The 24,622-nt window shown below is 40.1% G+C and carries 19 protein-coding genes; 14 read left to right on the top strand and 5 right to left on the bottom strand.

What is annotated here, in order from left to right; all coding sequences use genetic code 11:
- Positions 1–65: 65 nt before the first annotated feature.
- The 3 genes from GR929_RS01465 to GR929_RS01455 form a co-directional block, all read right to left on the bottom strand.
- Positions 66–1,103 (bottom strand): sugar kinase, encoded by a 1,038-nt coding sequence (locus GR929_RS01465; RefSeq protein WP_159517135.1) that lies wholly within the window; start codon positions 1,101–1,103, stop codon positions 66–68.
- 109 nt (positions 1,104–1,212) lie between these two features.
- On the bottom strand, positions 1,213–2,613 hold the full coding sequence (gene uxaC, locus GR929_RS01460; protein ID WP_159517134.1) for a glucuronate isomerase: 1,401 nt from the start codon (positions 2,611–2,613) through the stop codon (positions 1,213–1,215).
- 29 nt (positions 2,614–2,642) lie between these two features.
- Positions 2,643–3,890 carry a tagaturonate epimerase family protein gene (locus tag GR929_RS01455; RefSeq protein ID WP_159517133.1) on the bottom strand — a complete coding sequence of 416 codons (1,248 nt, stop codon included), beginning with the start codon at positions 3,888–3,890 and terminating at the stop codon, positions 2,643–2,645.
- Between the two features lie 225 nt (positions 3,891–4,115).
- Between GR929_RS01455 and GR929_RS01450 the strand changes: the two genes are divergently transcribed.
- The 10 genes from GR929_RS01450 to GR929_RS01405 all read left to right on the top strand — a co-directional run bounded on the left by GR929_RS01450 (position 4,116) and on the right by GR929_RS01405 (position 16,213).
- Complete coding sequence (locus GR929_RS01450; protein WP_317162831.1) at positions 4,116–5,204, top strand: LacI family DNA-binding transcriptional regulator; 1,089 nt, start codon at positions 4,116–4,118, stop codon at positions 5,202–5,204.
- Positions 5,191–6,042 carry an SDR family oxidoreductase gene (locus GR929_RS01445; protein WP_159517131.1) on the top strand — a complete coding sequence of 284 codons (852 nt, stop codon included), beginning with the start codon at positions 5,191–5,193 and terminating at the stop codon, positions 6,040–6,042. Before GR929_RS01450 ends, GR929_RS01445 begins: the two co-directional genes overlap by 14 nt.
- Before the next feature lie 119 nt (positions 6,043–6,161).
- Positions 6,162–7,244 carry a PfkB family carbohydrate kinase gene (locus GR929_RS01440; protein WP_159517130.1) on the top strand — a complete coding sequence of 361 codons (1,083 nt, stop codon included), beginning with the start codon at positions 6,162–6,164 and terminating at the stop codon, positions 7,242–7,244.
- 72 nt (positions 7,245–7,316) lie between these two features.
- Positions 7,317–8,606: a lactate racemase domain-containing protein gene (locus tag GR929_RS01435; RefSeq protein WP_159517129.1), complete on the top strand. Its 1,290-nt coding sequence runs from the start codon at positions 7,317–7,319 to the stop codon at positions 8,604–8,606.
- A 33-nt stretch (positions 8,607–8,639) separates the two neighbouring features.
- Positions 8,640–9,644 carry a Gfo/Idh/MocA family protein gene (locus GR929_RS01430; RefSeq protein WP_159517128.1) on the top strand — a complete coding sequence of 335 codons (1,005 nt, stop codon included), beginning with the start codon at positions 8,640–8,642 and terminating at the stop codon, positions 9,642–9,644.
- Complete coding sequence (gene pdxB / locus GR929_RS01425) at positions 9,641–10,768, top strand: 4-phosphoerythronate dehydrogenase PdxB (RefSeq protein ID WP_159517127.1); 1,128 nt, start codon at positions 9,641–9,643, stop codon at positions 10,766–10,768. The genes GR929_RS01430 and pdxB overlap by 4 nt, the downstream gene beginning before the upstream one ends.
- Before the next feature lie 42 nt (positions 10,769–10,810).
- Complete coding sequence (gene gnd / locus GR929_RS01420) at positions 10,811–12,265, top strand: decarboxylating NADP(+)-dependent phosphogluconate dehydrogenase (protein WP_159517126.1); 1,455 nt, start codon at positions 10,811–10,813, stop codon at positions 12,263–12,265.
- Between the two features lie 293 nt (positions 12,266–12,558).
- Complete coding sequence (locus GR929_RS01415) at positions 12,559–12,894, top strand: hypothetical protein (RefSeq protein ID WP_159517125.1); 336 nt, start codon at positions 12,559–12,561, stop codon at positions 12,892–12,894.
- Positions 12,895–13,043: 149 nt separating this feature from the next.
- On the top strand, positions 13,044–14,540 hold the full coding sequence (locus GR929_RS01410) for an IMP dehydrogenase (protein WP_159517124.1): 1,497 nt from the start codon (positions 13,044–13,046) through the stop codon (positions 14,538–14,540).
- 131 nt (positions 14,541–14,671) lie between these two features.
- Positions 14,672–16,213 carry an SLC13 family permease gene (locus GR929_RS01405; protein ID WP_159517123.1) on the top strand — a complete coding sequence of 514 codons (1,542 nt, stop codon included), beginning with the start codon at positions 14,672–14,674 and terminating at the stop codon, positions 16,211–16,213.
- A 6-nt stretch (positions 16,214–16,219) separates the two neighbouring features.
- Here the strand turns inward: GR929_RS01405 and GR929_RS01400 are convergent, their stop codons facing one another.
- A complete protein-coding gene (locus GR929_RS01400) occupies positions 16,220–16,954 on the bottom strand; it encodes a flavin reductase (RefSeq protein WP_159517122.1) in 735 nt (244 codons plus the stop codon).
- Between the two features lie 564 nt (positions 16,955–17,518).
- On the opposite strand from GR929_RS01400, the gene GR929_RS01395 reads away from it, so the two are divergent.
- The 4 genes from GR929_RS01395 (at position 17,519) to GR929_RS01380 (ending at position 23,127) form a co-directional block, all read left to right on the top strand.
- Entirely contained in the window at positions 17,519–19,201 is a 1,683-nt protein-coding gene (locus tag GR929_RS01395) for a dipeptidase (RefSeq protein ID WP_159517121.1), read from the top strand.
- Positions 19,202–19,307: 106 nt separating this feature from the next.
- The gene (gene rplS, locus GR929_RS01390) at positions 19,308–19,655 is read left to right on the top strand and encodes a 50S ribosomal protein L19 (RefSeq protein WP_159517120.1); all 348 of its coding nucleotides are present in this window, start codon (positions 19,308–19,310) and stop codon (positions 19,653–19,655) included.
- Positions 19,656–19,823: 168 nt separating this feature from the next.
- Positions 19,824–20,747, top strand: coding sequence for a YitT family protein (locus tag GR929_RS01385; RefSeq protein WP_159517119.1), 924 nt, complete (start codon positions 19,824–19,826; stop codon positions 20,745–20,747).
- A 91-nt stretch (positions 20,748–20,838) separates the two neighbouring features.
- Complete coding sequence (locus GR929_RS01380) at positions 20,839–23,127, top strand: patatin-like phospholipase family protein (RefSeq protein WP_159517118.1); 2,289 nt, start codon at positions 20,839–20,841, stop codon at positions 23,125–23,127.
- A 15-nt stretch (positions 23,128–23,142) separates the two neighbouring features.
- Here the strand turns inward: GR929_RS01380 and GR929_RS01375 are convergent, their stop codons facing one another.
- Complete coding sequence (locus GR929_RS01375; RefSeq protein WP_159517117.1) at positions 23,143–24,537, bottom strand: glycoside hydrolase family 16 protein; 1,395 nt, start codon at positions 24,535–24,537, stop codon at positions 23,143–23,145.
- Between the last annotated feature and the right edge of the window lie 85 nt (positions 24,538–24,622).

Raw genomic sequence — 24,622 nt, 5'->3', positions numbered from 1 at the left:
AATTATGGAATCCAGAAGTATAATAACTTCTGAACCCCATCATTCATTATCAACTATTTAATAATTTATCGAGCAACACGTCCTGACGCATCACCACCCATTAATTTCTCTACTTCTTCCAGAGTAGCCTGGTTGTAATCGCCGTAAATCGTGTGCTTCAAACAAGAAGCAGCTACTGCAAATTCCAGTGCCTTCTGATCGTCGTCCGGATAGGTTAATAATCCGTAGATTAAACCGCCCATAAAAGAATCACCACCACCAACACGATCAACAATGTGAGTAATCTGGTACTGACGAGATTCGAATAGCTTCTTGCCATCCCAAAGGACACCGGCCCAGCTGTTGTGATTAGCATTGATTGAACCACGCAAAGTTGTAATTACCTTTTTACAGCGAGGGAATTTAGCCATAATTTGTTTCGAAACCGATTCATAAGCAGCTCCTTCAACATGACCACCCGTTACATCCACTCCTTCAGGATGGATGTCCAAAGCCATAGCAGCATCTTCTTCGTTACCTAAAACCACATCGGTTCCGGCAACCAACGCTGGCATTACTTCGCCACATGATTTACCATATTTCCACAAGTTTTTGCGGTAGTTCAAATCACAGGATACCGTGATCCCCTTTTCATTTGCTTTTTGAATTGCTTCCAAACAAGCATCGGCTGCACCTTGTGAGATTGCAGGAGTAATACCAGTCCAGTGAAACCAGCCTGCTCCTTCAAATACTTCATCCCAATCAATCATTCCTGGCTTAATTTCAGAAATCGCAGAATGGGCGCGGTCATAAACGACTTTACTACCTCGGCTTACCGCACCGGTTTCAAGGAAATAAATACCTACACGGTCTCCACCTTCAATAATCTTGTCTACTCCTACTCCATATCCTCTCAAATCCATTTTACAGGCGCGGGCTATGTCATTTTTAGGAAGACGTGTTACAAAATCTACAGGAATACCGTAGTTGGCCAACGAAACGGCTACATTAGCTTCTCCACCACCAAAAGTGGCGTTCAGACTGTCAGCCTGATTAAATCTTAAATACCCTGGAGTTGCTAAGCGCAACATGATCTCTCCAAACGTTACAACTTTTTTATTCATCTTTTAATTAACTTTAATTTCTGTGTGCAATCGATTGCAAAAATAAAACACATTTCGAAAAGAATCAATACAAATAGTATCTTTCTTGTTCCGAAATGTATGAATTTCACTAAAAATTAAAATAGCTTTTTGCATTGTTGTAACAAATATTCTCAACCATCTCACCCAATAGCTCCATATTCGCTGGAATTTCACCATTCTCAACGTCGTTACCAAGTAGGTTACACAGTGTTCGGCGGAAATATTCGTGACGTGTATACGACAAGAAACTACGTGAATCTGTTAACATTCCAACGAAGCGGCTCAATAGTCCAAGATTAGATAGCGCATTCATTTGTTTTTCCATACCATCTTTCTGATCCAAAAACCACCATCCTGAGCCATATTGCATTTTTCCCGGAACCGATCCATCCTGGAAGTTTCCAATCATTGTGGCATACAGTTCATTATCGCGAGGATTCAGATTGTATAGAATTGTTTTGCTTAGTTTGTCTTCCAAATCTAAGCGATTCAATAATTTAGCCAACGGAGCAGCTACCGGAACATCACCTATCGAGTCGAATCCTGTATCTGGCCCTAGCTTGTTAAACAAGCGTGTATTGTTGTTACGTTGCGCTCCTATATGGAATTGCTGGGTCCATCCGCGCGAATTATCCATGATTCCAAATTCGTATAACATGCACGATTTAAACTTCAGGATTTCAGTCGCCGACAAATTTTTCAGTGAACGAATTTTATCAAAAATTGCATTAATCTCAGCCTCTGAATAATCTTCTGCAAAAGCAGTATCCAAGCCGTGGTCTGACAATCGACAACCGTTATCATGAAAAAATTGATGACGCTTATCCAGGGCAACCATAAAAGCATCGAAACTATCAATCTCCACATTTGCAGCTTCAGCTAACTGGTCGACGTAATCGTTAAAGAAATCTTTATCTTCAACCATCATCGCTTTATCAGGACGCCAAGCTGGTAATACTTTTACTTCGAATCCACTTTCTTTAATAGCACGGTGATGCTCCAGATTATCAACAGGATCATCAGTTGTGCAAATTGTGTCGACATTCGCCATACGGATAATATCGCGGCAGGAGTAACTACCAGACGTTAATTTGGCATTACACTCATCCCAAATCTCCTTAGCGGTGTCAGGACTAAGAACCTTGTCTATTCCAAAAAACTTCTTCAACTCTAAATGAGTCCAGTGGTACAAAGGATTTCTCAAGGTGTGAGGCACCGTCTCTGCCCATTTTTCAAATTTCTCCCAGTCGCTGGCATCTCCGGTACAATAGCGTTCGTCAACACCATTCGTTCGCATAGCGCGCCACTTATAATGATCGCCATACAACCAGATCTGAGTTATGTTATCAAATGTTTTATCTTCGGCGATTTCTTTGGGCGAAATGTGACAGTGATAGTCAAAAATCGGCATTTTTGCCGCATGTTCGTGATACAGTTTCTGAGCTGTTTCTGTTTGCAACAGAAAGTTCTCATCCATAAACTTCTTCATCAATACTCGGTTTTTTATTTTCTATGAATTTACAAATTGAATAATCGTTTTAAATGACGATCAAAAATATTTTCTTCTACGCAGTTTCCAATTACCTCCGCATTATTTTCCAATAAAGTGTAGTAACGCTCTCCCATTTCTGCTGCCACTTTATATCCGACATGAATCAACTGACGGAAATTAGGATTGTAATCGGCATGTCCGGGAATATGACGTAACGTATTGGCAAATTTTTCGCTATCCCAACCATTTACTTCATCAACCGTTGGCAACTCATTGTCTTTAATATCAATCACATCAGCGTAGGGCGCGCACAATTCCTCTTTACGTCCAAGTGCTGTCGCATAAACTTCTTTCGCAGCCTCCAATGCCTCTCCACCAGACAGGGCTAACCCAATAACTTCTTCTAACCAAGTTGTTCCTGCTGTTTTTATGTGTAGGCCTTTATCATGCTTCTTGATAATGTCGGCCATAATCGGATAAATTGAAAACTTATCGCTACCTGAGTGCACACTCAACTTAAGATCTGAAGGAAGTCCGAATTCCTTAACTGCATATGCAATCACCATTAAGTCTTCTTCAAACTCTTTGGCAAACTGGTCTAAATCGCCAACATAGTCGACTCCTTTGTTGAAGCGACCGGTAAATTTCGGCGCAATTGTTTGAACAGGCACACCTTTATCAGCCAACATTTTCAGAATAAAGAATAACTCAACCGGAGTTTGTGGATTTTCAACTTCATCCATCGACACCTCAGCAATGAAATTTCCCTGTCCTTTCTTTTCAACTAAATATTTATAAATAGCTGCCGCTTCTTCAGTTGCGGCCAAAAAGTTCTCAACAACCTTTGCCAGCAAACTATCATCTACCTGAATGTCATCTTTGATACCCGGAATCTTCAGCGCTCCTTTATACTTTTCACACGAAGACAAAAAAGCATCAACTGACTCTTTTGAGCTTTCGTTGCCAATATAAGCAGCCACATCAAGAGTAAAAAAGTCAGCACCTTTAACGAATGGAGCTACAGTGGTTAAGTTAATATGATCAGCGTCGACATAATAAGGTAATTCATACCCTAATGCTTTCACCGCTGCATCAGCTTCGGTGCGCACATCGTCTGGCTTGGTCTTCACATTACTGTGCTCCCGATTGGATTTATTCCATACCGGACTAACATTAACACCAGCCTGATTAGCTTTAACAATTGCTCTTAACTGAGCTTCTCCTTGGTGGGAAAAACGATCACCCACTCCAAAACTGTACTTACTTAATTCCATGGTATATATTTATTTAGTTATCAATCAATCTCACCAAAACATGACAAACATGCTTCCACCCCGTGTTCGCACACGAAATTAGAATTTTTATTCTTCTTGGCCATATAAAAAAACAAAAATCAGCCAAAAAATGTTATACAATAGTTTTTTCCGTGTTCGCACACGATATTTAAAAAAATTGCATAGTTTTGCTTTAGAGAGTTCAATAACTTAACACAAAATGTCATCAAACCAATAAAAAGAATACGAATAAAAGACATTGCAGAAAAAGCAAATGTTTCGATTGGAACCGTAGACCGTGTTCTTCATAAGCGTGGCGAAGTATCGAAAGCTACGAGAGAGAAAATCATGAAAATAATTGAAGAACTCGACTACCATCCGAATATTCTGGCGAGTGCTCTTGCTTCAAAAAAGACACATTCGCTAGCTGTTCTTATTCCAGATTCGTCTGTGGAAGAAGCATACTGGAATAAACCTTTAAACGGAATGCGACGCGCTTACGACGAAATTCAACAATACGGAATTGCGATCAAGATTTATAAATTTGCTCAGGATGATGCCAACTCCTTCGTAGACAAAGCCAACGAACTTATAAAAAACCATCATGACGGCGTTGTACTAGCTCCTTTTTTCTCTAGGGAAGCCAAGGCTTTTATAAAAGAACTTGAATCAAAAAAGATTCCTTTCGTTTTTATTGACTCAAATATTAAGGAAAGTAAAAAACTAAGTTATATCGGACAGAATTCATTCCAAAGTGGGACGCTAGCTGCAAAGCTCCTTGACTTTTCGGTACCAGCTGCTTCAACAATACTAATTATACACTTTGCAACCGAAATGGACAATCAAAACCATTTGGTTCAACGCGAAAAAGGTTTTTACGACTATTTCAAACAAAATGGAGGTACAAGCAAAAAAATTATTACCATTGAAATCAACGATACCTCATCAAAAAACTACTTTGCTCAAATTGAAAAAGAACTAAAAAATGACCAGAATATCCGAGGCATCTTTGTAACCAATTCTCAGGTATATAAAGTAGCCGAATACCTCGAAAAAAGAAAAATCAAAAACATCAGGCTTGTAGGTCACGATCTTATTCCGGGCAACAAAGAAAGTGTCCGGAAAAATCTGGTAGATTTCCTAATTTGCCAGCGCCCCGAAGAACAGGGCTATCAAGCCATAAACACCCTATTTCAACATATTATTCTGAAGAAAGAAGTTTCTCCGGAAAATTACACTTCGATTGATATTTTAACTAAAGAAAATCTGGATTTCTACCAGGAATTTAATACAAATAATTATGGAACCAATTAGTTTTAAAGACCTCAAGGGTAAAGTGTGTGTAATAACAGGTGGATCGGGAGTTATTGGCAGCGAAATGGTAAAAGCAATGGCTTCGGTTGGTGTAAAAATAGCTGTTGGTGGAAGCAGTACGGCCTCAGCTGAAAAAGCTGCAGCAAAACTTGCTGCTGAATTCGATACAAAAATTATTGGTGTAGAGGCCAATGTTCTGGATAAAGCTTCGCTTGAAAAGGCCAATGAGATTATTCGTGAAAAGCTTGGTCCTATTGACATCCTGATTAACTGTGCAGGAGGAAATAATCCGGGAGCCACAACCAAAGTGGAAGAAATGACTGAGGAAAATATGGATAAACTGGAAGACACCTTTTATGGGTTAGACTTGGACGGTTTTGACAAAGTATTCGATTTAAACTTTAAGGGTACGATATTGCCATCGATGGTTTTCACAAAAGACATGTTAAAAAATAAAAAAGGAGTAATTCTGAATGTCTCTTCAATGAATGCTTACAAGCCATTGACTAAAATTCCAGCTTATTCTGCTGCAAAAGCGTCCATTAATAATTTCACCGAATGGCTGGCCGTTCACTTTGCAAAAATAGGTATTCGGGTAAATGGCGTTGCTCCAGGCTTTTTCATTACCAGCCAAAACCGCTTTTTAGTAATGGATGAAAAAACCGGAAACTTTTCGCCTCGCGGCCAAAAGATTGTAAACAACACGCCGATGGGAAAATTTGGAGATCCGCAAGACTTACAAGGTGCTACCTTATTTCTGATCTCAGATATTTCAGGGTTCATTACGGGTATTACCATTCCGGTCGATGGAGGTTACAACGCCTTTGGTGGCGTATAATCTTATCGCTTTCCGTAACAAGTCACTGTCATTTCAGGTAAACACCCAATATTGGGTGTCTATTTGAATGTCAAACAATCTGTCAAATCAGTTATTCAAAATTTAAAATCAAAATAAAGATGAGCTTAGAATTAAAGAAAGACTGCAAATATTCACTGGTTGTGCCCACGAGTATGGGGGTGCGTATTACTCCTGTTAACGGACAGCCGGTACATAGTAGCGATATGTTTAAAATGCAGGCAACCAGTGCCGAAACAAATGTGGCAAGTATTGCTTCTTTTCTCGGACTTCCGGTAAAAGTGCTTACAACTTTTGTGAAAGGAAGCCCGGTTGCGAAATTCATAAAAAGCAACCTGAAAAGCCGCCACATGGACTACGAAGGACCCGAAGTGGAGCAGGGAGACCCTTGGGGATATAGACACCAGTTTAATATTGCCGACAGCGGATACGGATCTCGCGGTCCTCGAGTACAAAATGATCGTGCCGGAGAAGTTGGAAGAACATTGAATGTAAAAGATTTTGACTTGGAGCGTATTTTCGGGCAAGAAGGCGTACAAATCGTGCACCTGTCCGGCTTGATTGCAGCCCTGTCGCCAGAAACCAGTACATTCTGTTTGGAAATTGCTCGAGCAGCAAAAAAATATGGAACACGTATTTCATTTGACCTGAACTACCGAGCATCGTTTTGGAAAGGTCGTGACAAAGAATTGCGCGAAAACTTTACGGAAATAGCTTCTGTTTCAGATATACTGATTGGCAATGAAGAAGATTTCCAATTATGCTTAGGCATAAAAGGACCTGAAGCCGGAGGTAAAGGCATTGAGGAAGAAATTGAGGGATTTAAAGGAATGATTGGGCGAGTAAAGAAAGCATTTCCAAATGCCTCCGTTTTTGCTACGACATTGCGTGAAGTAGTCAACGTAAACGAGCATCTTTGGGGAGCTATCATGTTGGAAGGAGACGACAACTGGCAAGTAATAATGCCTCGCACCATCAATGTATTAGATCGTATTGGAGGTGGTGACGGATTTGTTGGCGGACTGCTTTACGGAATTTTAAAAGATTGGAATCCTGAAAAATGGCCACAATTTGGATGGGCAACCGGAGCCATGGCAACCACATTCCTTACCGACTACGCTCAACCAGCCGATGAAGATATGGTTTGGAGCATCTGGGAAGGAAATGCACGCGTAAAAAGATAATCAGTTTAAGGTTCCAAGTTGATACATACTTAAACTGGAACCTTAATACCTCGAAATCAAAACTGAATTACAATGCTATACTACGAAATAGGATCAACAGAACACGAACTAACCAATGAAGACCTGAAGAAAGGGCTTTATCAGGCGTTAGAACAAATACAGGGGGTCGACAAAGTATTGGCTATTCCACCAGACTACACCAGACTGCCAAGTCGTTCAGGAGAACTTACTGAATTGGCGTGGAAATTTTATGGCGACAAATTGACCGATGTTTTACCGGCACTGGGAACCCACTCTCCCATGACTGAAGGACAAATTAGCCATATGTTTGGCAGCTTACCTAAATCATTGATTCGCGAGCATGATTGGAGAAATGATGTTGTAACTGTTGGCGAAGTACCCGCCGAGTTTGTAAAAAAAGTCTCGGAAGGTGCTGTTGATTTTCCTTGGCCAGCTCAGGTTAATAAACTTTTGTTGGAAGGAAAGTTCGACCTGATTTTGTCAATTGGGCAGGTTGTCCCTCACGAAGTGGTCGGCATGGCTAATTATAACAAAAATGTATTTGTTGGAACCGGAGGTGTTGAAGGAATCAACAAGAGCCATTTCGTAGGTGCTGCCTACGGTATGGAACGAATGATGGGACACGCTGATACACCAGTGCGCAGAATCTTCAATTACGCATCCGATAATTTCACACAAAACCTGCCTATTTTATATGTTCAAACGGTTGTAGGTCTCGATAAAACGGACGGAAAAGTAAAAACCCGCGGCTTATTTATTGGCGACGATTATGAAGTGTTTGACAAAGCAGCCAAGCTTTCGTTACAGGTTAATTTTGAAATGCTGGATAAACCACTGAAAAAAGTAGTCGTTTGGCTCGATCCCACTGAATTCAAATCAACCTGGCTGGGCAATAAATCTGTATACCGAACACGCATGGCTATTGATGATGACGGCGAGTTAATTGTTTTAGCTCCAGCATTAAAAGAGTTTGGAGAAGATAAAGAGATTGACAGGTTAATTCGTAAATATGGTTACTTTGGAACTCCGGCAACTCTTAAATCGTGTGATGAAAATGAAGAGCTTCGGAACAATTTAAGTGCTGCGGCTCACCTAATTCATGGTTCTTCCGAAGGGCGTTTCAGTATTACTTACTGTCCGGGCAAGAAAACCGGTAATTTAACCCGCGAAGAAATAGAAAGTGTTGGATTCAAATATGGCGATTACGATGAAATCACTGCCCGTTACAATCCGGAAACACTGAAAGATGGATTCAATAGCCTACCGAATGGAGAAGAAATCTTTTACATCTCAAACCCTGCAATTGGCTTGTGGGCTTTTAAAGATCGATTCAACTATTAATTTATCAGTTACCGGAAAATCTTCTCATACTTCATGAAGCTAGATCTAGATAAAATTAAATGGGGAATTATTGGATGTGGCGATGTCACAGAAAAGAAGAATGGCCCCCCACTCTACAAATTAGAAAACTCGAGTTTGGTTGCTGTGATGCGAAGAAATGGCAAACTGGCTGAAGATTATGCCAAACGTCATCAGGTATCGCGTTGGTACGACAGTGCTGACCAGCTGATAAACGATGCTGAGGTAAATGCGGTATACGTGGCAACTCCACCAAATATGCATGCTGAATATGCTATAAAAGCCATGCGAGCAGGCAAACCGGTTTATATTGAAAAACCGATGGCAAAAACCTATGCGGAGTGTAAGAGAATGATCCAGGTTTCAGAAGAAACGGGGGTGCCCATTTTTGTAGCCTACTATCGACGTGCATTACCATTATTTATGAAAGTCAAAGAACTTCTGGATAATGATATTGTTGGCAAAGCGCTAACGGTAAACATCCGTTTCTTTGCATCTTCAAAAGAACAAAACTTAAGCACAGAGCAGCTTCCATGGCGCATAAAACCAGAAATTGCAGGTGCCGGTTTGTTTTATGACATGGGATCTCATGAACTGGATTTCCTGGATTTCATTTTCGGGCCAATTGCAAAAGTAAGCGGTCAAGCCCAAAATAGAGCTGGATATTATCCGGCTGAAGATACTGTTACCGCATCTTTTGAATTTGAAAATGGCGTTTTGGGAACGGGAAGCTGGAGCTTCGTTGTTGATCCTTCATCCGAAGAAGATACCATTGAAATTCTGGGAACAAAGGGTAAACTGTGGTTTTCCTGTTTCAATCCGATAAAACTCAATTTGCAAACAGAACAAGGAGAGCTATTTTACGATTTCGACCAACCAGAACATGTTGGTGGAAATCATATTCAACTGGTAATTGATGAATTGCGAGGAGTTGGAAAATGTCCGAGCACCGGAAAATCAGCAGCCCGAACCAGTTGGGTGATGGAAGAAATTGTAAAAGATTATTATAATAAAAAATGAAATTTGTAATCGACGATAAAATACCCTACATAAAAGGAGCATTAGAACCTTTCGGAGAAGTGGTTTATTTACCGGGAGCAAAAACGACTCCTGAAATTGTAAAAAATGCTGATGCCCTGATTACACGAACTCGCACAATTTGCAATGAAACGCTATTGAAGAATTCAACTGTCAGTTTTATTGCTACTGCAACCATTGGCTTTGATCACATTGATACTGATTTCTGTAAACAAGCCGGAATAGAATGGACGAATGCGCCTGGTTGTAACAGCAAGTCGGTGGAACAATACATTGCCTCTGCCCTATTTGTTCTGGCTGAAAAAAAAGGCTTTCGGCTAAAAGATAAAACCATCGGCATTGTCGGTGTTGGTCAGGTGGGTTCTAAAGTGGCCAAAGTATGCGAGCTACTAGGTATGAAAGTTCTGCTAAACGACCCTCCCAGGGAACGTGCAGAAGGACCGGATCAGTTTGTCAACTTTCAGGAAATAATCTCAAATTCAGACATTATCACCTTCCATGTACCATTGACCATGCATGGAGAAGATGCAACTTTTCATATGGCAGACTCGCTTTTTTTTAACTCGTTAGAACATTGCCCAATCATTTTTAACACATGCCGGGGCGAGGTAGTCGACACATTTGCCGGCGAGTCGGCTATTGAACGAGGACAAATTTCAGGCATGGTACTGGATTGCTGGGAGCGCGAACCCGACATCGACCGAAACCTGTTACAGCTGGTTGATCTGGCGACCCCCCACATAGCAGGCTACTCGAAGGATGGGAAGGCCAATGGAACTAGGATGAGCATTCAGGCAATCAGTCAGTTTTTCAACCTTGGAATAGACGACTGGCAACCGCAGGGAGTCGATCTTCCGGATCAAACAATAATCAATCTGGATGGTTTAAATCGTACAGAGGAAGAGATCATTGGTGAAGCAATTCGGTTCACTTACGATATCAGGAACGATGACCAACAATTGCGAAATAATCCTGAACTGTTTGAGAAGCTACGCGGCGATTATCCTGTACGAAGAGAGTATCCTGTTTTTACAATTAAACCTAAAAATATAAATAACGTAACAGTTGACAAACTAAAACAACTTGGGTTCAATATTTCAATTTGACATTCAATATAACTAACAGAAAAAGAAAATAAATTATAAAAAATGGCAAAATTAGCAGACATCGGTTTGATTGGGTTAGCTGTAATGGGCGAAAACCTGGTTTTAAACATGGAAAGTAAAGGCTACACGGTTGCGGTATACAACCGTACGGTAGAAAAAGTAGACAAATTTGTAAACGGACGAGGTGCCGGAAAGAATTTCATAGGCGCTCACTCTATTAAAGATTTAGTAGCTTCTTTAGAAAAACCCCGAAAAGTAATGATGCTTGTAAAAGCTGGGAAACCGGTTGATGACTTCATTGAATTACTGATTCCTCATCTGGAAGAAGGTGATATTATTATCGATGGTGGTAACTCTCACTTCCCCGATACGATTAGAAGAACAAAGTACGTAGAAAGCAAGGGGCTACTTTATATTGGAACTGGTGTTTCGGGTGGCGAAGAAGGCGCTTTAAAAGGGCCATCAATGATGCCGGGCGGGTCGCCCGCAGCTTGGCCACACGTGAAAGAAATTTTTCAGGCAGTGGCAGCCAAAGTGGAAGACAACGAGCCTTGTTGCGACTGGGTTGGTGAAGATGGCGCCGGTCATTTTGTAAAGATGGTTCACAACGGGATTGAGTACGGCGACATGCAAATTATTTGCGAAGCCTACCAAATGATGAAAGAACTACTTGGCATGAATGCCGATGAAATGCACGAGGTTTTCAAAGAATGGAACAACGATGTATTGGACTCTTACCTAATTGAGATTACTCGCGATATTCTCGGTTTTAAAGATGAAGATGGCGAACCACTGGTTGAAAAAATCCTGGACACCGCCGGACAAAAGGGGACCGGAAAATGGACTGGCGTTGCAGCACTAGATCTCGGCATTCCATTGACCCTGATTGGCGAATCTGTATTTGCACGTTGTTTGTCAGCGCAAAAAGATTTGCGTGTCGAAGCCTCAAAAGTAATTGAAGGCCCAAAGACAAAGTTTGATGGCGACAAAGCTCAAATGATTAACGACTTGAAAGATGCTTTATTTGGTGCAAAAATCATTTCGTATGCTCAGGGGTACAACCTCATGATGGAAGCAGCCAAGGAACATAACTGGAACCTGAACTACGGCGGCATTGCCCTGATGTGGCGTGGCGGTTGTATCATTCGTTCGGTTTTCTTAGCTGATATCAAATCTGCATTCGACAACAATCCAAATCTGGCCAATTTGCTACTTGATCCTTACTTTAAAGATAAAGTTGAAAAAGCACAGGCTGGTTGGAGACGAGTTTGTGCAACAGCACTTTCTCATGGAGTTCCGGTTCCATCTTTAACTTCAGCATTGTGCTATTTTGATGGAATACGCAGCGAACGCTTGCCTGCAAACTTGCTGCAAGCTCAGCGTGATTACTTTGGAGCACACACCTACGAACGTTTAGACAAACCACGTGGCGAATTTTTCCACACCAACTGGACTGGTCGCGGGGGTGATACCGCATCATCAACTTATGATGTATAGTGTAAGTTAAAAATAACAAATTCATATTATTAAAGCTGCTTCTCATATATTGGAAAGCAGCTTTTTCTTTTGAAGGTTGAATATTGGTCTGATCACTCCAAGTCATCGGATCAATACCCCCCACGCCAGCGATTGACTTTTCATCAAGTTATCGCAATTTGCATTATTCAACGCAAAATTTTATTCCATGCAAAAGAGTCTCCTTTATCACATATATAACCGGGAAAACAATTCACAAAAAATATTTTTCAACCGTAAAAACTACATGTTCTTTCCAGATAAAAACTGCAATCTTGCTTCGTTCATACACCAGAGCAATCCAAAAACAAGAAAACAAAACCGGCAGCCTTTTTCAAAAGCGAACCAAAGCCACCTGCCTCACGCAAATCGACAAAATAGCTCCTGCCTGGTTTCAGTCAAATTATGGAGCAATAATCAACACCTCTTTTCCAGAAAGAGAATATACACAAGTATGTTTTAATTATATCCATGGTAATCCGGTTAAAGATGGGTTAACCAGAAAACCACCTGATTCGGAATTTTCATCGGCACGTGATTATTCAGCACTTCGTAGTGGAAAAATAATTAACAAAGAGCGAGCAAATGAATTTGGTTTGGTTTATCAATAAGCCTAAGCCAGCCTGCAGAGCAGGTGACTTTGAGTCACCTGCTCTGTAAAGATTCACCCAATTGCTAAATCTTTTTAAACTAAAAATCCTATAACTTTGTAAAAATATTGTAGTTTTGCGCAATTTTTCAATCCAAAAGCTGATATATTATGGCAAAGTACTCAAATGAAGTCTCAAGAACCTTTAGCGAATATTTGCTGATTCCCGGCCTTACTGACAAGGACTGTTTACCTGACAACGTTTCGTTAAAAGCTCCATTGGTAAGCTTTAAAAAAGGCGAAAAGCCTAGTATGGAATTAAATGTCCCATTTGTCTCGGCAATCATGCAATCGGTTTCCGATCATAATATGGCAATTGCCTTAGCGCGAAATGGCGGACTATCTTTCATATACGGATCTCAGCCAATTGACACGCAGGCCGAAATGGTGCGTAAAGTAAAAAAATTCAAATCTGGATTTGTTGAAAGTGATTCGAACCTGACTCCTGAGGACACGTTAGCCGATGTAATTGAATTGATTGAGAAAACAGGTCATTCAACTGTAGGAATTACAGCAGACGGAACGACCAACGGAAAATTATTGGGTATTGTTACCGGACGAGACTACCGTGTCAGCCGCGATTCTTTGGATAAAAAAGTAAAAGACTTCATGACTCCTTATGATAAAATCATCAAAGGGGAACTCGGAATTGCATTGAATGAGGCTAACGATATTATTTGGGACAACAAATTAAACAGTCTCCCGATCGTCGATAAAAATCAAAACCTACAATATTTCGTTTTCAGGAAAGATTACGAAAGCCATAAAGAACACCCAAACGAATTATCGGATGGAAATAAAAAGCTAATGGTTGGAGCCGGTATTAACAGCCGCGACTATAAAGAGCGTGTGCCGGAATTGGTGGCAGCAGGAGCCGACGTATTGTGTGTTGATTCCTCAGACGGCTTTTCATCTTGGCAACGCGAAACCGTGGAATGGGTTAAACAAGAATTCAACGGCAAAGTAAAAATCGGAGCGGGCAATGTTGTTGACAAAGAAGGATTCCTTTTCTTAGCTGAAGCTGGTGCCGATTTTATAAAAGTTGGTATTGGTGGAGGTTCAATTTGTATCACTCGCGAGCAAAAAGGAATTGGCCGTGGACAAGCCACCTCTATTATTGAAGTGGCAGCGGCACGCGACGAATACTTTGAACAAACAGGTACTTACATTCCAATTTGTTCTGATGGCGGAATTGTGCAGGATTACCACATGGTATTGGCATTGGCCATGGGTGCCGATTTCCTGATGATGGGACGTTACTTTGCTCGTTTTGATGAAAGCCCTACTCGCAAAATGATGGTGAATAACCGCTACGTAAAAGAATACTGGGGCGAAGGATCGAACCGTGCACGTAACTGGCAGCGGTACGACATGGGTGGAAGCACAGGGCTGAAGTTTGAAGAAGGTGTTGACAGCTATGTTCCTTACGCAGGTAAATTAAAAGACAACCTGGATATTACTATAGGGAAAATGAAATCAACAATGTGCAGCTGTGGTTCAATCTCTATTCAACAACTAAAAGAAGAGGCTAAAATCACCTTGGTTTCGGCTACAAGTATTGTTGAAGGCGGCGCACACGATGTTATTCTGAAAGATACCAACATGTAAAAACACAAGCATGACATAAAAAATCCCGACCTTATCCGGTTGGGATTTTTTATATCCAAACATTTAGAGATCAATATTAAAATCATAAATTAGTTGGAAATTTAATGAAACGATATTGATCTTTAAGTCTTATGGCAGCACCTGCAACTAAATCATCCATTAATTTCAAGATCCTTTTTGCTGGTCTACTTATTTTCTTCAGCATCTTATTTTTTGTCGATTTAAAGCCCGGCTTCCCTGAGGTTACTTACACGGCAGCAATTGCGGTTCTCGTTGCTCTCTGGTGGGTAACCGAAGCACTTCCAATAGGTGTAACCTCACTCCTACCCATACTTCTTTTTCCGATGCTGGGTGTTCTCGATGGGAAAGCCATATCGAACTCCTACATCAACTACATCATATTTTTGTACATCGGTGGGTTTATTATGGCACTTGCTCTTGAAAAATGGAATCTCCATAAGCGAATAGCCCTGAAAATATTATCGCTGGCTGGCAGCAAACCCATCATGATTTTGTTTGGATTCATGTTTGCTGCAGCATTCCTATCCATGTGGATGTCAAATACCGCAACGGCAATGATGATGTTACCTATCGCCTTTTCGGTTGTAACAGCATTGGCTGATGTTGTTGGAGAAAAGCACATTCTAAAATTCAGAACAGGCCTACTTCTTAGTATTGCTTACGCTTGTTCAATTGGCGGCATCAGCACATTGGTGGGGACACCTCCGAACTTATCTTTTGTCCGGATTTTCGAAATTATTTTTCCTGCCGGTCCAGAGATTTCATTCGGGCAGTGGGCTGTCTTTGCTCTTCCGTTAACAATTTCCATGTTTCTGGTGACGCTGTCCTTCCTTTACTTCAGGTACAAACCCGGAAAAGAAATGTCTGTTCTAAAAAAAGACTTTTTTCAACAAAAATACAAAGAGCTTGGCCCTATTTCAGTTAACGAAAAAAGAGTTCTGGTTTTATTCTGTCTTTTAATATTTCTTTGGTTTTTTCGTAAGAATATTGATCTGGGAGTTTTCATAATTCCCGGATGGAGTAAGGTTTTCGAACATCCTGAATTTATCAACGATGGAACGATAGCCATTTTCGTAGCAGTACTGCTTTTTGTAATTCCTTCATCAAAAAAAAGAGAAGGTTTGGTAAACTGGGAAATCACCAAAAAAATCCCCTGGCAAATTGTACTGTTATTTGGTGGTGGTTTTGCACTGGCTAGAGGTTTTATTGATTCAGGACTTTCAGCATACATTGGCAACCAACTTACTGAAGCAAAATCTTTATCCAACATAGAATTGGTGGCGCTAGTTACGTCAATAATGACCGGGCTTACCGAATTTACGTCCAATACTGCTACCACAGAAATGATGCTCCCCATTATTTCAGGAATGGCGGTTGAGATTCAGGTCAATCCGCTTTTGCTGATGATTCCGGTCACCTTAGCCGCATCAATGGCCTTTATGTTTCCAGTGGCCACTCCTCCCAATGCAATCATTTTCAGCACGGGAAAGTTATCTATGATGGAAATGATGAAAACTGGATTCTTCCTGAACCTCATCGCCATCATACTAATAACCTTGCTAACGATATTTTGGGGAACAGCAGTGTTACCAATCGACCTTTTTGAATACCCCGAATGGGCTATTGAAGGAGCCAAAAATGCAATCCATTAGCAAAGGCTACGCTTTTTTGAAATAGTCTTTCGGTGCATTACAAATCGGACATTTATAGTCCTCCGGTAAATCTTCAAACGGAGTACCTGGCTCAATTCCCATCGTTGGATCACCAACCTCAGGATCGTAAGTATAGCCACAAATTACACAAACATGGGGAGAAGCTTCGTCCCCCTGCTCCGTGTTTTCTTCTGCTCCTTCAGGTTTACGCTCCTCTTCCTCCTTCTTTAGCGTGTCCTGCTCAATGTACGTTGGAGAATTTTTTGGTGAAAACATTTTATATTTCTCACGATAATAAGCATAAGTCAAAGGCTCTTCATCCAGCACCACATCACTTTCTACAACTTCGCCGATAATCAGCCAGTGTGATCCAACATCAACGGTGTGAGTTACTTTACAATCTAACCATGCCACACACTCATCAATTACAATTGGCATCCCTGTTTGAGCCGTTTTTACTTCTACATCTTTAAACTTATCTACAGCATCACCCGAGTTAAACCCAAATTCACCGATCAACTTTACATTCAGTTCCTTTTTCAATATTGAAACAGAAAAGGCACCCGCCTCCCGAATTACATCCGTTGTGAGGTTATCCTTATGGCACGAAATTGCAACCTGTTCCGGCGAATTAGTAACCTGAAAAGCGGTGTTTGCAATGTATCCCGATTTTTTACCACCTAACTCTGAGGCTACCAGATACATTCCGTATGACATTTTATGAAAAGCTTTGTATTTCATGTGTTTATATTTTTTATTTTAAGTTCGTACAATTTCCGTGCTCCACTGTAGTACTTTCATATCGTACACCAACGCAGGGAACTACCAAATAACAATCCTCTTGGGTGAGCAAAATTTTGATCATGGTCGTTTCGATCTCACTTATAATTTTAAATTTTAAAAGGCCTTTATTTCATTGTATCGTTTATTCTAAATTAATAGAATTTGCAAACTCATTTCGATGAAACTGCCTTGCAATACCCCACCAGTGTGTAAAAATTGTTACATGCTTATTTCGCGTGTATCAATTTTATGATTCAAAATAACTTTTAAATATAGCGCTTTATGCCCCAGTGATTTTCTTCGTTTCCTTTAAAACTATAAATTTGGGATTAATTTAGCAGACTCCCATAAGAAATGATAGTTTTATAAATCATAATTAATAGAAGTAGGCTTTTAGTTTCAAACGGCTTTTTCAAAATGATTGTTAATTATTTGAGTAATCTCATTTTCTGTTCGGTAATTTTTTTACATTTTTGAAGCCTTTTGCGCAGAATATCAACCAGATTATAAAAAGTAAAAAGAATGATAAGAAGGACAAGTTTTATTGCTTTTCTCGTTTTCATTGGTTCAGCATATAGCTGGGCTTGTACAAATTTCTTAGTCACTAAAGGTGCGTCGACCGATGGATCGACCATGATTACCTACGCGGCGGACTCTCACACTTTGTTTGGTGAGTTATATTATTTTCCGGCAGCTGATCATCCCGAAGGAGCTACCAGAAATATCTACGAGTGGGATACCGGAAAATTTCTTGGTGTTATCCCCGAAGTTGAGCATACCTACAGTGTGGTTGGTAATATGAACGAATTTCAGGTTGCTATTGGTGAAACCACCTATGGCGGCAGGGAAGAATTACACCATCAGTCTGATGCCATTATGGATTACGGCAGTTTGATGTATGTAGCTCTGCAGCGTTCGAAAAGTGCACGTGAAGCCATCAAGGTCATGACCGAATTGGTCGATCAATTTGGATATTATAGCAGTGGAGAATCTTTTTCAATTTCCGATCCTAACGAAGTCTGGATAATGGAAATGATTGGTAAAGGCGAAGGCGAAAAAGGAGCGGTATGGGTAGCCCGTCGGATACCCGATGGATACATTAGCGGACATGCGAACCAGGCTCGCATCACAAGCTTCCCATTGAATGACACCCAAAATTGCATGTACTCCAAAGATGTTATTTCTTTTGCCCGTGAAAAAGGATGGTTTGATGGCAAAAATAAAGATTTCAGTTTTTCTGATGTTTATGCTCCCGTTGACTTTGGTGGAGCTCGTTTTTGCGAAGCTCGTGTGTGGGCAGGCTTCAACCAGGTAACTTCAGGCATGGATAAATACACGGACTATGCAAAAGGAATAATTGAGCACGATACCATTACTAATTACGCTTCAAACCGTTTACCACTGTGGATAAAACCAGATGAAAAACTTAGCGTGAAAGATGTAATGGAAATGATGCGTGATCACTTTGAAGGTACCGAGCTGGACATGACTCAAGACATTGGCGCAGGTCCCTATAAATTACCATACCGCTGGCGCGGACTAACCTGGGAAGTTGATTCGGTTGAGTATTGCAATGAGCGCGCTGTATCGACACAGCAAACCGGATTTTCATTCGTCTCACAAAGTCGTTCGTGGCTGCCAAATCCGATTGGCGGCATCCTTTGGTTTGGAGTAGACGACACTTACAGTACCTGCTACGCTCCCATGTACTGCGGAATAACAGAAACGCCGGAATGTTTTGCTGTAGGCAATGGAGATCTGCTGACTTACTCTGAAACTTCTGCTTTTTGGGTTTTCAATACGGTATCCAACTTTGCCTACCTGCGTTACGACTCCATGATTGAGCATGTCAGAGAACTACAATCCGAAATTGAAGGGAAATTTATAGCTTACACTCCTGCCATAGATCAAGCAGCAAAATTGCTTTATGAAACAGAAGGAGCTGACAAAGCCCGTGCATTTTTAACCGAATATTCGACTAACGAGGCAAATAACATGACAGACGACTGGCGTGACCTCTATCATTACCTACTTGTAAAATACATTGATGGAAACATCAAAAAAGAAAAGAATGGAAAATTCGAAACGAATGAACACGGACTTCCTGCATTTCCAGACCAACCGGGATATCCTGAATGGTGGTACAAGGCAATTACGAAAAGTACTGGTGACCATTTTAAAGTAATTGGTGGTGCCGGGCACTAAAAAAGAGATAAATAGTTTTGTACGCCAATAAATAATGCTAATTTTGCGCCAAATTCAGCAATCTCTTACACTGTAGCTGTGTAATATTGCGTAAAACTAAAAAACGATGGATTTAATAAAAGTAGCCGAACAAGCATTTGAGGTTGTAAACAACCTTCAAAAATTTAGCGCCGGTGACACCATTACGGTACACTACAAAATTAGAGAGGGAAGCAAAGAGCGTATCCAGGATTTCCGTGGTGTAGTTATTCAGGTAAAAGGTGCCGGGACAAACAAAACATTCACAGTGCGTAAAATGTCAGGAAACATTGGCGTTGAGCGTATTTTCCCAATGACCTCTCCATTTATTGAAGGTATTGACGTTAACAAAACTGGTAGTGTACGTCGCGCACGTATCTTTTACCAACGTGAACGTACTGGTAAAAAAGCCCGAATCAAAGAAAGAAGATTCTAAAATCAGAACTCATTATAAGAAAAAGGCCTTCGAATCGAAGGCCTTTTTTTTGCTCTTTTTTGTAGCTCCAACAAAGAAGAAATTAATTCTGCCTATTTTATATTTGTTGATAAATATCACAGCTTATCAGCTCTCCAACTCGTTATTTTGCACCTAAAATAGTTCATTATGGCATTTCTACAGAAAGAAAAAATATTTAGCCTGAAATGGTTTAAAGAATACACTTTTATTACAATTGGAGCACTCTTAATTGCAGTGGGATTTGTCTATTTTATGACTCCGCATAAAATAGTACCGGGCGGAGTGTACGGTATTGCCATTGTTGTACATTACCTAACGGAAGGACTATTTCCGTTTTGGCCAAAAGGGTTCCCAATTGGGTTGTTCGGCTTGCTGGTTAACATCCCACTGACCATTGCAGGAATTAAGATTTTAGGTCCCCGCTTTGGAGTCAAGACAATCATTGGATTTGTCCTAACCTCTGTTTTTATGGACATGATAACATATTTCAGAGAAGTTGGCGACGCTCCTCTTGTAGAAGATGTATTGCTCTCCTGCGTATTTGGAGGCGTGCTGCTTGGCGTTGGACTAGGACTGATTTTTAAGTCAAGAGCGACATCAGGAGGATCAGATATTATAGCTATGATTATTGCTAAGTATACCAGCTTACAACTTGGCCAATTGATGATTTATGTCGATTCGGTAATTGTGCTATTTGGACTTGTTGCCTTCCGCGAATGGCAAATCCCACTTTATTCGTGGCTCGCCATTTACATCACCGGCCGGGCAATTGACTTCATACTTGAAGGCTCAAATTACAATAAAGCCCTCCTGATCATCTCAGACAAACATGAAGAAATTAAAAATAAAATATTGGTTGACATAGAGCGCGGAGGCACCTATTTAAAGGGAACAGGAATGTACAGCGGCGAAGATAAAAACATCATTTATACCGTAGTAAGCCGCCGCGAAGTAGCCATCCTGGAGCAATACATCAGCCAAATAGACCCCAATGCATTTATAACGGTAATGGACACCCGCGAAATTTTGGGTGAAGGATTTCAGTCGATAAAAATGAAGACCGATTCATAATAATGATTTAAAGAAACAAGTCTTTTAGTTAGCATTTGTTTTTTTTAAATTCGAAGTTCCTTAAAACTTCTAGTCTCAGTCCTGTAATGCCATGAAACAGATCTTCACCATTCTCTGTCTATTTTTATTCGTTCATCTAACGAATGCACAATCAGTTGGACTAGTTCTAAGTGGTGGTGGCGCAAAAGGGTTAGCACATATTGGTGTTATTAAGGCTCTGGAAGAAGATAATATTCCTATCGATTATATTGCAGGAACCTCTATGGGTGCAATTGTCGCAGGTTTATATGCTGCTGGATACTCCCCCGAAGAAATGGAAAAGCTTTTTCTCTCTGACAAATTCAAATTTTGGTCGACAGGAAAAATACAGGAAGAATACCGATACTTCTTTCGCAAACTGGAGGAGAGTCCATCATGGTTAAATCTGGATTTGCAAAGAACCGACGATAAATTAAAACTCCTGCTTCCCACCAACATCATTCCCGAGGAACAGATGGACTTTGCATTTATGGAATTATTTTCATCGACCAATGCTGTTTGCGATTATAATTTTGATAACCTAATGGTTCCTTTCCTCTGCATTGCAACCGATGTATACGAAAATAAAGAAATTGAGCTGCGAAGTGGAGACTTAGGAGAAGCTGTTCGTGCTTCAATGACTTTCCCTTTATATTTTAAACCCATTTTAATTGATGGAGCATTAGCTTTTGACGGTGGAATTGTCAATAATTTTCCGGTGAAAAACACCATCGAAACGTTTAATCCTGACATCATCATTGGTCACAAAGTAGCCAATAATGCACGCCGCCCTAATGAAGATGACGTGATGGCTCAGTTGGAAAATTTGATCATGCAAAAAACGGACTATTACATACCGCCAAGCAGAGGCATCTTGCTTGAAACAAAATTTTCAAACATAAACTTGTTGGACTTTGGAAAAATACTGAGCATTGAAAAAGCTGGTTACCAAACGGCAACAACACGAATGGACAGCATTAAAATGTTGGTAAAAAGAAGAGTTTCGCAACAGAAATTAGACAGTAAGAGGACAGCTTTTAATATTCGTAAACCAAGGCTCAAATTTCAAAACGTACAAGTTGAAGGAGTTTCTGATCCCATGCAACGCAAGTACATTATTCAAAGTATAAAACACAAAAACGACGTGATCGGATTAGATGAGCTACGCAAAGAATATTTCAAGTTGGTAGCTGATCCACAGTTAAGATCAATCCGTCCGGTTTCCATATACAACAAAGAAACCGGCTATTTTGACGTCCACTTAAAAGTAAAAAAAGCCAAGGCTCTCGAGATAAAATTTGGAGGAAACGTATCAACAAAACCAATCAATCAGGGATTCTTAACTCTCGATTACCTGTTTTTTGATGACCGAGCTTATACCCTGAGTAGCAACATCTATTTTGGTCGTTTTTACAGTTCAATAAAAACCGGCGGACGAATTGATTTTCCAACGAAAACTCCATTCTACTTGTCTGGGTATTTCTCCCTAAACCGATGGGATTATTTCTCCAGCAGCAGCGAATTCTTTTTCGAAGATGTTAGTTCACCCTTCGTTATTCAAGACGAAAATAACGTTCGGTTTGAAATTGGACTGCCTGTAAATACACACGGAAAATTCACTCTCGGAACAAGTTATTCGGTAGCTTCAGACACCTATTACATCAACGAATCAATAAAAAAAGATGACATTGCTGAACAAACTAACTTTGATGCTTTTTCGGCAAATATTAGACTCGAAAAAAATTCACAAAACTACAAACAATTTGCCACAGAGGGCATTTCTTCGGAAATAGGAATTACCTATACCACAGGAACTGAAAAGTATAAAACAGGCACAAATTCTCCATTCAACCAAGGATTTATTGCCAACCACGAATTTCTTACTTTAAAGGGGAAATATGATAATTACTTTTCGCTTTCGCGGCATTTCAGGCTAGGACTATATGGCGAAGGAGTTTATAGTAACAAAAGCGTATTTAGCAATTACACAGCGACACTGCTAGCAGCAAATACTTTTGCACCTACCCCGTTTAGTCAAACCGTGTTTTTAAAGAAATATCGCGCCAACAAATATATTGCAGCCGGCTTAAAATCGGTTTTTCATCTGACCAATCAAATGCATTTAAGGCTTGAAGGTTATGCTTTTTTACCCTACCGTAGAATTAACGAAGGCGACAATTACAAAGGTTTTTACGATCCCGATCAATTTTCGACTTTGAAATTAATGGGGCTTGGTGGAGTTGTTTACCACACCGGGCTTGGTCCGGTAAGTTTAACGCTCAATTATTTCGATAAAGAAGACACTAAGTTTTATGTCGTTTTTAGCTTTGGATATGTATTGTTTAACAAAAAGGGATATTAATAAAATACCTTGATCTTAATTTGCTCTTTGATAAAACTTCACCCAATCAATCTCAAAATTATGCGGAAGATCTGCATTCTCCCGAACAACAAGGGCAGCCAAATTTATAAACATCGGATAATCAGGCACATTTATTGAGCTGGTATAAATTTCCTTATCATTGATTTTCCAGGTCAACTTATTATTTTCCCACACCAATGTAAAAATGTAGAACTTGCCAGCAGATAATCCTGACAAAGAAAAAGAGGCATCTTCTAATCTTCCATTTGAATTCTTGCTCACACCAAACTGACTTTTTACTCCTGTTTCAAGTAAGTTTAATCGCAATGAATTTTCTTCACCGGCAAGATAGCAGACATCTTGAAAGCTTTTACCCGGATTGTATCTAATCTTTGCTTCAAATATTCCGTATTTCGACTCGAACAAGCCTCCGGTAGTTAAATTATCAGAGGAGTAATCAAATTCATTTTCAACAAATCCGAAAGCTGGATTCCAGACCAACGAATTTACTTTATCCTTTTTTACCTGAATTTTTAAACACCGATCGTTTAGATGAATATTTTTCCCACTATCAAAAGCCTGTAAATCGCCAGCCTGTGAAAAATTCTGCCCTACAGTTTTTTCAGCCCAGTAGTTTATGGTTTTCCATTTGGTCTCATCCAATATTCCATTCTCAAATCGATCCTCAAAAGCAAGGTTCCAGTTTTCAAAAAATTCAAAAGCGTTCGAGTCCTCGTACTTCAAATAAAGGACAATCTCCTGTTTGTTTTTCAGCGCTTCATACCGCTGTTCATCGCGATACTCATCAGTATTTTCCCATTTTTTCGGATCCTCCAAATACGCTCTGTGCTTCTGGTAGTCTTCACTTTCAATAATTTCCTTCAATCCTTCATAAGTTGCCTTTTCCTTCGATTGATCCATTCGAAGGAAATTTTTATAGGCAGATGTTTTAGGATATTTCATAAAAAAGCTAACATCATTAGAAGATTTCAGCTCATTGAATTCAGCTTTCTGTTCCTTATCAGCGCCCCGCGAAATTTGTTTTTCGAGCTCAAAATAACGATCAAGACTATCTCCGTTTTTCAATTTCTGAAACCGTTTCAAATCGGAGGACTCCAATGTTTCATAATACCTTTTTAGGCGTTTATTTCCTCTTAGCTTTTCAAACTGCTTTAACTGACGCTCTTCGGGACTCCCTTTAAACTTCAATGATTTTAATTCGGCTTTTAGCTTTTTAAACGACTCGGCAGTGACTTTTTCCTGTAGTTCTAAGAATTCTTTCAACTCGTCCGACTGCTGAACTTCTTTAAATACGCGGTAATCTTTCAAAAGAGATTCTTTCTCAGACTCGACTTTTGACGTGGCTTTTATACCTCCAAAGGTATTCAGCATAAACAATTTTAAAGACATGAGGATTCGTTTTTTCCTGGTTTATGGAATTAAAAATAACAATAAAAAGGTAAGTTAATAACATTTTTTCATCATCTGGTGGAAA

Source organism: Sunxiuqinia indica, assembly GCF_009847015.1.
Taxonomy (GTDB): domain Bacteria; phylum Bacteroidota; class Bacteroidia; order Bacteroidales; family Prolixibacteraceae; genus Sunxiuqinia; species Sunxiuqinia indica.
Note: the sequence above shows the minus strand (reverse complement) of the source record. Positions and strands in the feature narration are given on the sequence as shown.